The organism is Aquella oligotrophica, assembly GCF_002892535.1.
GTDB classification, from domain to species: Bacteria; Pseudomonadota; Gammaproteobacteria; order Burkholderiales; family UBA11063; genus Aquella; species Aquella oligotrophica.
This window is the reverse complement of sequence record NZ_CP024847.1, coordinates 190,223-203,411: the sequence shown is the minus strand read 5'-3', so window position 1 is coordinate 203,411 and position 13,189 is coordinate 190,223. Positions and strand designations below refer to the sequence as shown.

Genomic DNA, 13,189 nt, shown 5'->3' with positions numbered 1-13,189 from the left:
GGATAACTGAATTTGACAAATATAGAAACTTAGATTAAAGTAATGCTTATTCTAATTAATCAGGAATTGATACTATCATAAGGAAGGAATGACAGGCAAGAAAAAACCACCTGAATAATTTTCAGATGGTTTCTTTAGTTCTTTAGCTAGTTGTCGCTTGACTGTGGCTCGTTTTGCCTTATTGGTTTTGACATGTGCGCCAGCTCCACTACGTTTCATTAATGCTAACGCAATATAGTTGCGCGGTTTTGATTGCTTCATATATTACCTTTCTTTAATTGTTACTGTAACTCATTATAAACATCATCATTCTCTCGTTTGCCTACCCCAATAACTACAAGGGTAACAAGATCTCTTTCTACGGCATATACTAACCTTATGCCTTGGCTACGTAGTTTGGTCTTGTAGCATTCTTTGCTATCCGTACCATGTAATCTATCTTTGGGTACTATGGGATTATCCAAATGTTCATTAAAGGCTTTTGATTACCTTAATGTTTTTTAGCTTAACAAAACCCTAGTCTCTAATTAGAAAAATGGGGGCTTGACACGCCGAATAAAGACGGCTGGATATATTCATCTTACGACTTATTAGATTTCCGCTTTTCGGAGTGGGGTTTTCAGAACCATATAGTTACGATACAATTAAATTGATGACTTTGTTAAAATATTTTAAAGGGAATAAACTAACATATATAGTTTAAAATTTATTTTTAAGATAATAATGTAATAATTCTTCCAAACCAAAAACTGGCTCTTTCAATTTATCTAAATCCCACTTTGTTAATTTTCCTTTAAAACCAGAGCTTGGTTCGTTAAGCTTGGCTAATGAATTTATTCCTTTTAGATATTTTGCTTTTATTTTCAAAATATGCCAGTTTATTCTCTTTAGTTCATCTCTCATTTGATTAATTTTTTCTTCTGTATGTATATGAATTTTATTTTCTTCTCCAAGAACACACGTACTCAAGCTATCAAGAAAAAGTAGTTTTCCACGCCATTCCGGGATCGTTAAATTTATAAATTTATGTATTTCTTCTCGCATAATATCAGCTTCAGCTATCAAAGAATTTCCATATTCTTTTGTGAATTTAATGGAAATATTTCCACTATTAAAATTTACATATTGTTTTTTCAAATAAGATGTGATTTTTAAATATATTCTGACTGCATCATTTGTAAATAAATTGCTTGCTTCGATTAAGAATGTAAATAACTGCTCTTTCTTTTTTTGTTTCCAATACTCCTTATACGCCATCCAAGCGAATACAGCTACAGCCAATGAACTTAATGCGGTTATCCAATTCGTAATAATATCGGACATATCCTTACTAAACCAATGCTTAATAAAGATAGTTGTAATAATGCTACCAGTTGCACCGCTGATTACAGCAATTAGCCAGTTTTTCTTTATAAATTCAATCATTGTATTCCAAATAAAAACCACCAATCAAATCAGTGGCTAGTTATTAATGTTTTAGGCGCTTATATTGATGTACCAGCATTAATAATGCTTCGTTGATTTTAACCTGATACTTTTTGCTGTGTTGCTTAAAAAAGTCCACAACCTCACGATTAAGGCGAATATTCACCGATACCATTTCAGGCTCATTAGATTCCATTAGTTCCATAAACTCATCAAACGGTAACATGCTGTTAATAAATTTGTTAAATTGTTTATTTGATACTCGTTTAAAACTGTCTCGATTACTGACTTCGGGAATATCGCTATAATCAATCTCTTCATCTTTGATGTTTTTAAGAGCTTCCAACTCTGCAAGCTCTTTTTTATTTAGCTTTCTCATACAATAGTCTTTCTTTTTTATTTGCTGGGCGGGCTGATATTATTCTAATATTTCCATTGCGCGGTGTAAATACAACCATGATAATAATAATCTCTCCAATTTTACCTATTACCTTGATAACGATCTTCACCGTCAACTATGCGATTATGCGCAACCAATTTATTATCATCCATAAATGCATGTTTAGCCGTTTCAAAGCTAAGATTATGTTTGGCTTTATTAGCCTGATTTTTGTTTTCATCCCATTCAAATTGCATTTACTAGCTTTCTGTTTATATGCTAAATATCATATCATAATGTAGATAATTATATATATATTTATATAGATATGGATTTGTTAGTTATTAAAATAACAAATTGTTGTATTTAGCTAAGTTAATTTTAGTATATACCCTTAGCCATAAGTTAGATATTTTTTAGAGATGTTTTTGCGCATGTCGGATGTAGGCTTGGATTGATTTATTGGTTATGTTCATAATTGACTCTTAACTGGTTTGTATAGTGGCGCGTATAAAGCCCCGCTTTTTTTTATACCCCAATTAAGAGCTAATTATGCCAATATTTATAGATTTCTATGGTTATTCTTCTTCGAAAAACATGTCATGATTAAGATTAATCTTGTGTCCATTGATAACCGTCTGGATTCGCGAAACAATCATTTCTAATGCAGCTTTATTTGAGCCATGCGGAATTATTATATGTGCAGCTTCCTTGGTTGGCTCGACAAATTTTTTATGCATTGGGCGGACAAATTTAGAATATTGTTCCATAACACTATCTAGCGTCCGTGCTCGTTCACCAATATCGCGTTTCATTCTACGCATTAGGCGAATATCGGCAGCAGTATCCACAAAAATTCGCAACGCCATATGATTACACATTGTTTCATCATAAAGCCCAAAAATTCCCTCGACAACAATAATCTGTGCCGGGGCAATCGTAACTGTTTCGGCTTTTCTGGTATGGGTAGTAAAATCATATTGTGGCATTTGGATTGGAACACCATTAGCCAAGTCATCAAAGAGTTTACGCATTAATTCCCAGTCAAGAGCTGCTGGATGATCGAAGTTTACCCGGTTTCTTTCTTCCATTGTTAGGTTCGAGCGATCCAGATAGAAATTATCCTGAATAAAAATAGTAACATTTTCGCTACCAACGGCATGAATTATCTGTTCAGTTACAGTTGATTTACCTGAGCCAGACCCACCAGCTACCCCAATAATGAATGGTTTCATGTTAGACCTCATCAAAATAGCTGCTTACGTCCAGCTCTTCTTTGTTAATTGCAGCGCGAACTCTGGCAACAATCATTTCCAGCGCAGCTTTATTTGCCCCGTGTGGAATTATAATATGCGCATTGCGTTTGGTTGGTTCGATAAATTGTTTATGCATCGGACGAACAGATTCCAGATATTGTTTGATTACTGAATCAGTACTACGACCACGCTCATGAATATCGCGCTCAAGCCTACGGATAAAACGGATATCATCTGCCGTATCGACATATATTCTAAGTGTCATATATTTGCGGATTTTGGCATCAAGAAGGGCGAATAATCCCTCAACCACGATTATTGGCGCAGGCATTACAGTTAGAGTTTCAGTCTTTCTGATATCAAGAGTATAATCATAAGTAGGCATCTCAATTGGTAAACCATTTGCCAGACAATCGATATGCTTTAACATCAATTCCCAATCAAAGGCATCAGGATGGTCAAAATTTACTTTCCTTCGCTGTTCGTGGGTAAGGTGTACCAGATCCAGATAATAATTATCCTGAACTAAAATGGCTACATTTTCTTCACCAATTGCGTTGACGATATGATCGGTTACCGTTGATTTACCCGAGCCAGATCCGCCAGCTACTCCAATAATAAAACTACTCATTAATAATTAACCCCTAACTAGTTCTTAAATAATAGTTCTTTTAATACTTTCAATTCATCGCGACATTTTGCCGCTTCTTCAAACTCCAGATTCATAGAGTGTTCTTTCATGCGTTTTTCTACCTGTTTTACCAGCTTAGTCAATTCTTTATCGCTTAAACCTTTTGGTAATTTGATTTCAAACTTCTGCTTTTTCTCTTCACGATACACGCCATCAATAATATCATTAATTGGTTTGACTACTGTTAATGGAGTAATTCCAAATTTCTCATTATGACTAAGCTGTTTTTCACGCCGGCGTTTTGTTTCATCAAGCGCAACTTGCATTGCTTTGGTAATTTTATCTGCATAAAATATCGCACGCCCCTCACTATTTCTAGCAGCCCGTCCGACAGTTTGGATTAATGAACGCTCAGAACGCAAGAAGCCTTCTTTATCCGCATCAAAGATTGCCACCAGACTTACTTCTGGCATATCAAGCCCTTCACGCAGTAGATTTACTCCGACTAACACATCAAAAACACCTAAGCGTAAATCGCGGATAATTTCGACTCGTTCAACAGTATCAATATCTGAATGCAGGTAACGAACCCGAATGCCATTTTCAGCATAGTATTCACTTAGTTTTTCAGACATTTTCTTGGTAAGCGTAGTAACTAAGACACGCTGATTAAGTTCTTTGCGAATTTTAATTTCATGAAGTAGATCATCAACCTGAAATTCAACTGGACGAACTTCAATAATCGGATCAAGAAGCCCGGTTGGGCGAACTACCTGTTCAACCAGATTATCCTGATGCTCTGCTTCATATTTACCTGGTGTCGCTGATACCATTATGGTTTGTGGCATTCTTTGCTCAAACTCTTCAAAGCGAAGTGGACGATTATCCATTGCAGAAGGGAGCCTGAAGCCATAGTCTACCAGATTTTGCTTACGTGCCCGATCACCATTATACATCCCACCGATTTGCGAAATTGTAACATGTGATTCATCGACAAACAAAATTGAATTAGCCGGCAAATAATCAATCAATGTCGGTGGTGGTTCGCCGGGTGCACGTCCAGTTAGATGGCGGGAATAGTTTTCAATTCCTTTACAAAATCCAATCTCAGTTAGCATTTCCAGATCAAACTCTGTGCGCTGTTTTATTCGATATGCTTCGATAGTTTTGCCATTCGCTTCATACTCACGGATTCTTTTTTCTAGTTCAACTTTGATTGTCTCGGTAGCAGACATGATTGTTTCACGGGGCGTGACGTAGTGTGAAGATGGGAATACCGTAAATCTGCCGATTCTTTGCTCAATCTTGCCAGTTAATGGATCAAAGAGAAATAATCCGTCAATTTCATCATCAAAAAGGCTAATTCTAATTGCTTTATCATAATACTCAGCCGGGAATACATCAATGGTATCACCACGAATACGGAATGTACCCCGTTTAAATTCAATATCTTCACGCTGGTATTGCATATTTACTAGCTGTTTGATTATTTCCTGCTGAGTTAGCGTATTACCCTCTTTCAGATGCAGAATCATTTGCCGATAAGCTGCCTCATCACCAATCCCGTAAATTGCTGAAACCGTTGCAACGATTATTGTATCATCGCGCTCAAGAAGTGATTTAGTTGCCGACAAACGCATCTGTTCGATATGTTCATTGATTGAAGAATCTTTTTCAATAAATAGATCCTTATGTGGAACATAAGCTTCTGGCTGATAGTAATCATAATAAGAGACAAAATATTCAACCGCATTTTCTGGGAAGAAATCACGAAATTCGGCATAAAGCTGTGCTGCCAATGTTTTATTATGCACCATGATTAATGCTGGACGACCAGTTTCCGCGATTATATTTGCCATGGTATAGGTTTTTCCACTACCAGTTACACCAAGTAAGGTTTGGTATTGTAAACCATCTTTTAGGCCTTCGACTAGCCCACTAATTGCAGTTGGCTGATCTCCTGCTGGAGGAAATGGTTGGTGGAGTCGAAATGAACTACCGGGATATTGAATAATTTTCATGACAAACTATACTCGATAAAATTGCTATTTATGATCGTTACTAACTATATAAACAGAAATTATAACTGAATTTATTCTAGACATAAAAAAAGACCGCCACATAAATGGCGATCTTTGTTATATTAACTAATTAACGTCTGTCATTACCAGATAATGCAATGATAATCTGTAATAAACTCGTAAACAGATTATACAGACTAACATATAGACTTAAAGTTGCTGAAATGTAATTGGTTTCTCCACCAGTGATAATCTGGTTAACTTGCCAAAGTATCATTAATGAAGAGAAGATTACAAATGCACCACACAACATTAAATGAAACATTGGTAAGTGTAGGAAGATATTAGCTATAACCCCAACCATAATTACAATCCCGCCAATTGCAAGGAAATTAGTCAAAAATGGTGTTTCTCTTTTTATGGTATAAGCAATTGCGCTCATCGCAAAAAATACTGCTGAAGTTAAGACTGCGGCAAGTAAAATTAGCTGACTACCATTTGGCAGACGTAATGCGACTTGAAATAATGGACCAAGCAGTAAGCCCATCAAAAACGTAAACGCCATCATCCAGACGATTCCGGCAAAGCTATATTTATTCTTTTCAATCATGAACATTAGGAAGTACATAGCACCGATAAGTAGCAAGCTACCCATGATTGGACTACCCATTAGGAACATGAAAGACATATTAACACCAATTAGCGCGCCAATTGCTGTTGGAATTAGAGATAGAGCAAGCAGCAAATAAGTATTGCGCATTACCTGCGAGCGAATTTCTGCAGAGGGCGCCGCCATTGCGTATTGTTGCTGTTGATAATTATAGTTCATTGTTTCACCTTTTATTAAAATCACAGTTTACCACTCTTATTATATAGCATCTAATATATAAAAATCAAGATTCTCAATTGATTATTCTATGCCCCTAGCATTAATCAATATGAGGTTAAATCAGTAATTGGTAGCTTGATGTTAATAAATAAGTCCTTAGGAATATAACGATCGAATCCAGATTCCATCAATTTCTCAAATAAACCCTGTCTGGTATAGGCATCAAACTTTAAACGCAGCTGTTTGGTAAAAAGACTATCAATTGTACTTTTGGTGACAGTTTTGTTTTCAATTTGTGATAGTACTTCCGCTATTTCTTGACTACTTAAACCCGAGAGAAAGAGGAAAATTACCTGCTTTTCACGTTTGGTAAGTTTGTAACGCTCTAGATCAGTCTTCTGACTTGCTTTTCGATAGATATTATATGCTCTTAAGATCTGATGATGAACTCCACTAAGTGGAATTTTCTGAAAAACACAATAAATAGCAATAACCTCATTATTTGTAGGATTTACTACTGGATACTTGGTACATAGATAGGGTTGAACTTGCCCATCGAATAAATGGATATTAAAAGATATGCGTTTAGTTCTGGCATTTATTACTTCTTGCTCTTCGATAACAGACTGACTATGTTTGTAATTATCGGCTTCAAGGGGGAAAACATAGTTATTAAGAATGCTATTATCACAATTAAATACTCGATTATGTGTTGCTGTCGCATAAATAGCTTTGGAATCAGTTCCTTTGACCACCACACATAAATCATTTATAACCTGATCGGTAATTTCTAGAGCATTGGTAAATTGTTGTAGATACTCTTGGTTACTTAGCATTTTTGCTTCCTAAGAAAACTTTACATGATTATACGGCTTAGATTAAACCTTTGCCCTATTTTTCATAAATAAGGTAAAATAAGCAGGGGTGAATAAAGTTGCCAAAAAGACCGAACCAATAACGCCACCGATGATTCCGATACCTAACGAGTGTTCAGCATTAGCACCAGCACCGTTAGCAAACACCAGTGGTAAGGTTCCAAAGATAAATGTAACCGAAGTCATTAGAATTGGACGAAAACGGATCTTTAGTGCGTAAATAGCACTAGAAATGCTATTCCCATCCTCCTTATAATGTTGTAAGGCAAATTCAACCAAAAGAATAATATTTTTGGCAGATAAGCCGAGTAGTGTTATCAGGCTAATTTGGAAATATAAGTCATTTGGCATGTTAAAGATAAATAGCACCAAAATAGCACCAAATAATGCAAAAGGAACTCCCATAAGGATTATAAGTGGTAAGCGCCACATTTCATACAATGCAGCCAAAACCAGATAAATCATGACAAAAGCCATGATAAATGCTGTAGCCGAGGTACTTTGCGATTGTTTTAGTTGATAACTAGTGCCGAACCACTCATAACCATAGCCTTTGGGTAATTGGCTAACTTCATTCTGAAGTACCTGCATCACATCACCCATGGTATGTCCTTTTGCGGGGATTACAGTTATTCTAGTCGCAATATAACTATTAAAACGTTGAATTACCTGAGCATTATTACTGTAGTCGATTTTTAGCAAACTACCAACTGGTACCATTTTACCATCAGTGTTTTTCAGATATACATTTTGTAATCCCTCCAAAGTAGCCCGATAACGATAGTCGGCTTCAAGGATAACCCAGATTAACCCCTGCATCAGATAGGCAAAATTAACGTTATTATTGCTATACATTGTTTGTAAAGTAACATACAGGTCGTTGAGGCTTACTTTATAGAATTTGGTCATATCAATATCCGGTAGCAATGATATTTGTAGTGTATTGGTATTTAGCGTCTGATATGCATTGCCAACTTCATGGTGTTTTTTAAGCCTGGCGATTAATTTATCACCAACCTCCTGTAAGTCATGAGCATTACCACCGACCCGATTTTCCAGATAAAATTCAACTCCACCTGTGGTGCTAAGCCCGCGAATTGGTGGTTGATTATAAGCCTTTATGGCAAGTCCCGGAATTTGGCGATTAAATTTGTTAATTTCTTTGATGACTGAATCGGCACTACTATGCTTACCACTTCGCTCTGACCATTCTTTTAATGAGATAGTAAATGAAGCTGCGTATGGTTTTTGCCCGCCAGAATCAAGAAAGTCAGCGCCAATAATGCTTAATACCGAAGAAATATTGGGGTTATTGGTTAGTTTTGCCATTATTTGTCGGGCAGCACTTTCAGTTTCATTCATACTCGCAGAAGAAGGCAGATTCATCGAAGCCATTATTAGCCCCTGATCTTCAAGTGGGACAAAGTCAGTAGAAACCTCCTTAAATAAGCCAATAGTAGCTAAAATTAGCACCAACCAAATCATGAGAATAAATTTGCGCTTGATTATAATCATTTCTGCCAGCCTTACATAGAGCCTAGTCAGCTTACCGATTAAGTTCTCAAAAATAGATGGGGGTTTTCTCTTCAATGGGACTATTTTAAGTATGCGGCTAGTTAATGCTGGTACAAATGTAAGTGCACTTATTCCCGAAATAATAACCGAGCAGGCAATAGTCACTGCAAACTGTTGGTACATTACACCACTTAAACCGCCAAGCTTCATAACTGGGATAAATACGATACTTAAAACCATTACAATCGCAATGACTGCGCTTTTCACTTCGCGCATTGTTTCACTGATAATCTGTGAGAGTTTAGTTTCTGGATTGGCTTCTTTTAGCCGCATCACATTTTCGACAATAATAATCGCATCATCAACAACGATTCCGATTGATAAAATCAGAGCAAAGAGGCTAATGGTATTTAGACTAAACCCAAGAACATCAAGACAAGCAATAGTTCCAAATAATGATACTGGAATAGTCGCTATTACAATTAGGCAGGCACGTAAGTTACGTAAAAATAAAAGAATGATTAGTGTTACGAGTATAATTGCAATAATTAAGGTCTCAACAACATTGTGAATTGAAGCGGCAACAAACCTTGAATTATCATTGCTAATTCGGTAATGAAGCCCAAAAGGAAAGCGTTTGGCATCTTCTTGTAATAAGTCAAGAATCTGTTTTTTTGCTAGTAATTGATTGCTTCCCGGTACAAGATAGACCTGCATAATTGAACAAGGGTAGCTAACAAATTTCCCCTTTTCATCACGGAAATTAATCAGCGCTCTGGAAGTGTAACTATTTGCACCTAATTCAACTCTGGCAATATCCTTTACCCGAATTATCTGGTTGCCATTATTTCTTAGGACTACCTCAGCTAATTGCTTCGGGGAGCTAAACATCTGTGAACCAATCAGATTTAACGCCAGCATGCTTTCTGTCTGCTTATCGCTTATAAAAGGTGGTGCATTTGAGCGCCCGATCACATACTCCTGATTTTGATCTTTTATAGCATTTTGGATATCATTAACGGTAATGCTATAACGTTGCATAAGATTTGGATCTAACCATGCCCGGATTGCATAAGTTCCAGTACCAAAGACGCCTATATTGCCAACAGTTGGTAATAATAGCAAATCATTTTGGACAGTTCGCTCGAGATAATTGCTGATAAATTTTGGGTCGATATAGGGATTGGCATAGAAAGCAATACTAAGTAATTGATCGGGAGAACTTTTGCGTGCAGTTACCCCTAGTTGCTGAACCACAGGTGGTAAAAGTGACATTGCGGCATAAATCCGGTTTAAGATTTCGTTGATAGCAATATTTAAATCAGTTCCGATTTCAAAGGTAAGATTAATCGAAATAGAGCCAGTTGCCGAAGTAGTAGTTGCCATATAAAGCATATTGCTAGTACCATTTAACTGGTTTTCTATTTGTGCAGCAACGACTTTAGCCGCAGTTTCGGCATTTGCTCCCGGGAATTGGGCACGAACCATGACTACTGGTGGCGAAATATTGGGAAATTGGCTAACCGGTATGTTAAATGTAGCTACTAACCCAACGCAAATAATAATAAGCGCGATTACAATAGCTAGAATCGGACGTTTAATGAAATAGTACGGCTTCACCCTAGAACCTAAAATTGGATTTCCCCAGATTATAACTCAATCTTCAGGTGTGCTAAGATACTTACTTGACAGAATATAAGTAATCAAATTAAACCATAAATAGTATAGTTCATAATGCAGATTTTGGAACAAATAAGCGATAAAGCGCAATTAAATAATAAGCTCCTGAAATTAGGGCTTTCTAGCTGGTGGGATCTTGCCTTACATATTCCATTGCGTTATGAAGATCTGACTCGAGTTTACCCAATTGCTGAGGCTAGAGCTGGGCAACAAGTAATGGTCGAAGGTGAGATTATTAGTTGTGAGGTAATCCAGCGTAAAAATCGTCAGTTAATCGTTAAAATTGCCGATGGTGATGGATTTATCTCGCTATTATTTTTCCATTTTTTCCCGAATTATTCTAGCCAATATAAAATAGGCAAACGGATAAGGGCTTTTGGTGAAGTTAAGCAAGATCATTTTGGCAATAAGACTATTATTCATCCGAAAATCCAGACCGTAAATGAAGAAGTCAAATTAAGTAATACTTTTACACCGATCTATCCGACAACCAATGGTTTAAATAATCAGACAATTATTCAGCTAGTAGAAGATTTATTTAATGCAAATATTATTGGCGAAACTTTACCGCAAAATATCATTGATCGATATAAGTTATTGGGCTTAGCACAGGCACTATTAGCATTACATAAACTAACCCCACTCCAGTTTAAACAAAAATACCAAGAAAAAGCCCTAGCTCGCCTCAAATTTGATGAATTATTGGCTCAGCAACTATTGATGCATAAAGTTTATGTTAAAAAGCATGCTAACCCAGCCCCACAATTAAAAACTAATAATAAATATCTGATTCCCCTATTAGCCAAATTACCATTCAAACTAACCAAAGCTCAACAGAAAGTCTTACGTGAAACTCTTCAGGATATGCTTCTAGATAAACAAATGAATCGCCTGTTACAAGGTGATGTTGGTAGTGGTAAAACGATTGTTGCAACTATCGCAGCAGTAGTTGCGATTGAAAATGGTTTTCAGGCGTGTATTATGGCACCGACCGAAATTTTGGCAGAACAGCATTATCTAAAAATTTCTTCTTTATGTGAAGAGATTGGGATTAAGACTGGCTGGTTATCGGGCAGTCAGACTAAAAAGCAAAAACAAGAAACTTACACTGCAATTGCGGAGGGGACGATCCAACTTATTGTTGGAACCCATGCCGTTTTTCAGAAAGATGTTGAATTTCATAACCTTGGACTTGCCGTTATTGATGAACAACATCGTTTTGGAGTTGAGCAGCGGTTGGCATTGATTAATAAGAATAAGCAACAGCTGCATCCGCATCAGCTTATGATGTCGGCTACACCGATTCCGCGTTCACTAGCAATGAGCTATTATGCCGATCTTGATGTTTCAGTTATTGATGAATTGCCACCCGGAAGAACGCCAATTAGCACCTTACTAATTAATAATAATCGTCGTCATGAAGTAATTGAATTTGTCAGAAATAAGATTGATTCAGGTGCCCAAGTTTACTGGGTCTGTCCGTTAATTGAAGAGTCTGAAAAGCTTGAACTTGAAAATGCTCTTAATACTTATCAGGAATTGGCAAATCATCTGGCACCAATTAAGGTTGGTCTTATTCATGGTAAGCTAAAAGCACGTGAAAAAGCTCAGGTTATGGAAGAATTTAGTCAGAATCAACTACAACTACTGGTTGCAACTACTGTGATTGAGGTTGGTGTTGATGTTCCAAATGCCAGTATTATAGTTATTGAACATAGTGAACGGATGGGGCTTGCGCAATTACATCAGCTGCGTGGTCGGGTTGGGCGTGGGAATCTGCAAAGTGAATGTATCTTACTTTATGAGCCAGGACTTAGCGAGGTAGCTAGACAACGCTTACAGGTGATTTCATCCTCAACTGATGGATTTGAAATTGCGCGCCAAGATCTACTAATACGTGGTCCGGGTGAGCTTCTTGGTCAACGCCAAAGCGGCTTACCAGCATTACGATTTGCTAATCTTGAAGAAGACCTTGATATTTTGCAACAGATAAAGCCTCTTGCCCGGGAAATAGCTGAGAAATATCCTTCTCATGCTAAATTATTAACCGATTTATGGTTTCATAATAAAAGTATTTACACTCAAAGTTAAAATGATTTTTTCAAAATTAATCTGGCTCATGATACAATCCTGAATATCAGTTTTTTGAACTCGACTTTAATAAGATAGGTTATTTAGATGCAAAGAATTGCCCAATATTTTTTCTTATGTGGGTGTTTCATATTTATGGTTGCCTGCAGTAATTCACATCAGCCAACTAACACACCAAAGACTTCTACTACAGATGTCAATAAATCAGCTTCTCAATCTGAAGCTATAGGCGGCTGGGCACCTGTTTTTCTTACTAATATGGATGAGTCGCAATTGGATGACATTGCTGATGGAATAAAATCCGACCGAATAAAACGAGTCGTGATTAGTTATCCAACTAAGATGGAGCCTCTAGCGCAAGAAGTTCACGATTATCTGCTAAAAAAGACAAATGTAGATATTCCCTTAAAATCAATTGAATTAAAAGATACTGATCAAGTTAAATATAACTTGACTCAGGTTATTCTGACGCTTTATTTCAATTGAC

General features: G+C 36.7%; 13 protein-coding genes. 2 read left to right on the top strand and 11 right to left on the bottom strand.

What is annotated here, in order from left to right; translation table 11 throughout:
- Positions 1-75 precede the first annotated feature (75 nt).
- From CUN60_RS00975 to CUN60_RS00925, 11 genes are all read right to left on the bottom strand, one after another.
- On the bottom strand, positions 76-261 hold the full coding sequence (locus CUN60_RS00975) for a hypothetical protein (protein ID WP_102950232.1): 186 nt from the start codon (positions 259-261) through the stop codon (positions 76-78).
- Positions 262-699: 438 nt separating this feature from the next.
- Positions 700-1,425, bottom strand: a complete 726-nt coding sequence (locus CUN60_RS00965; RefSeq protein ID WP_102950230.1) for a hypothetical protein — start codon at positions 1,423-1,425, stop codon at positions 700-702.
- Between the two features lie 43 nt (positions 1,426-1,468).
- Positions 1,469-1,804, bottom strand: coding sequence for a BrnA antitoxin family protein (locus CUN60_RS00960; protein ID WP_102950229.1), 336 nt, complete (start codon positions 1,802-1,804; stop codon positions 1,469-1,471).
- On the bottom strand, positions 1,788-1,883 hold the full coding sequence (locus tag CUN60_RS13425) for a BrnT family toxin (RefSeq protein WP_222593279.1): 96 nt from the start codon (positions 1,881-1,883) through the stop codon (positions 1,788-1,790). The genes CUN60_RS00960 and CUN60_RS13425 overlap by 17 nt, the downstream gene beginning before the upstream one ends.
- Positions 1,884-1,905: 22 nt before the next feature.
- Positions 1,906-2,061 carry a BrnT family toxin gene (locus CUN60_RS13035; protein WP_222593278.1) on the bottom strand — a complete coding sequence of 52 codons (156 nt, stop codon included), beginning with the start codon at positions 2,059-2,061 and terminating at the stop codon, positions 1,906-1,908.
- Positions 2,062-2,382: 321 nt separating this feature from the next.
- A complete protein-coding gene (gene udk / locus CUN60_RS00950) occupies positions 2,383-3,039 on the bottom strand; it encodes a uridine kinase (RefSeq protein ID WP_102950228.1) in 657 nt (218 codons plus the stop codon).
- Position 3,040: 1 nt separating this feature from the next.
- Positions 3,041-3,691, bottom strand: a complete 651-nt coding sequence (udk, locus tag CUN60_RS00945; protein WP_102950227.1) for a uridine kinase — start codon at positions 3,689-3,691, stop codon at positions 3,041-3,043.
- A gap of 17 nt (positions 3,692-3,708) precedes the next feature.
- A complete protein-coding gene (gene uvrB, locus CUN60_RS00940; protein WP_102950226.1) occupies positions 3,709-5,712 on the bottom strand; it encodes an excinuclease ABC subunit UvrB in 2,004 nt (667 codons plus the stop codon).
- Between the two features lie 130 nt (positions 5,713-5,842).
- Entirely contained in the window at positions 5,843-6,541 is a 699-nt protein-coding gene (locus CUN60_RS00935; RefSeq protein WP_102950225.1) for a Bax inhibitor-1/YccA family protein, read from the bottom strand.
- A gap of 104 nt (positions 6,542-6,645) precedes the next feature.
- Positions 6,646-7,377 carry a helix-turn-helix transcriptional regulator gene (locus CUN60_RS00930; RefSeq protein WP_102950224.1) on the bottom strand — a complete coding sequence of 244 codons (732 nt, stop codon included), beginning with the start codon at positions 7,375-7,377 and terminating at the stop codon, positions 6,646-6,648.
- 42 nt (positions 7,378-7,419) lie between these two features.
- Positions 7,420-10,551, bottom strand: coding sequence for an efflux RND transporter permease subunit (locus CUN60_RS00925; protein ID WP_158649227.1), 3,132 nt, complete (start codon positions 10,549-10,551; stop codon positions 7,420-7,422).
- A gap of 114 nt (positions 10,552-10,665) precedes the next feature.
- Here CUN60_RS00925 and recG point away from each other — a divergent pair, with 114 nt between their 5' ends.
- Positions 10,666-12,702 carry an ATP-dependent DNA helicase RecG gene (gene recG / locus CUN60_RS00920; RefSeq protein ID WP_102950222.1) on the top strand — a complete coding sequence of 679 codons (2,037 nt, stop codon included), beginning with the start codon at positions 10,666-10,668 and terminating at the stop codon, positions 12,700-12,702.
- Between the two features lie 87 nt (positions 12,703-12,789).
- Positions 12,790-13,188 (top strand): hypothetical protein, encoded by a 399-nt coding sequence (locus CUN60_RS00915; protein WP_102950221.1) that lies wholly within the window; start codon positions 12,790-12,792, stop codon positions 13,186-13,188.
- Position 13,189 lies beyond the last annotated feature (1 nt).